This window comes from Vibrio sp. 1402 (assembly GCF_033340275.1).
Genome location: NZ_JAWOWE010000701.1, coordinates 1 through 519 on the forward strand (window position 1 = coordinate 1; position 519 = coordinate 519).

At 43.9% G+C, this 519-nt stretch carries 1 protein-coding gene; it reads left to right on the plus strand.

Annotated elements, in window-relative coordinates; all coding sequences use genetic code 11:
• The coding region (locus tag R7044_RS28030; RefSeq protein ID WP_225456359.1) for a LysR family transcriptional regulator substrate-binding protein at positions 1 to 410 on the plus strand (410 nt) is incomplete at its 5' end.
• Positions 411 to 519: the final 109 nt, after the last annotated feature.

The window sequence follows — 519 nt, forward strand, 5'->3', positions numbered from 1 at the left end:
ATCTAGAAACGGACCATTTGTTCAGCAGCCAAATGGTGGCCGTTGTTGCTCCCGAGCATGAGCTAGCGCAGCGTGAAGCCATAACGTTTGATGAGTTTTTCGAGCATGAATTGGTGATGTTTCAGCACGGATATTTTCATCGAGAATTCTTAGACCATGTCAGTGAAGAGCACGGTTTCAGCATGAAGTCGTCTTTTGAAACAAACTTGCTGCCGTTGATATTGAGCATCGTCAGGCAGGAGTTTGCCATTACGGCCCTGCTTGAGCTTGTTACTCAAAACGAGAAGGAGGTTGTTGGCATTCCGTTTCATCCTCCAGTAACGCTCGATTTGGCACTAGCTTGGCGAAAAGAAGGGTATTTATCTATCGCAGATCGGACGTTTATTGATTTTGTGAAACGTTACGTCTGATACAAAAAGAGCTTCTTATTTCAGAAGCTCTTGTCACTATCCATTTATAGGCGATTAACTGCCACTGTACATCTTTTCGAAGTTCTTCGGATTCCAACCGATCATTACT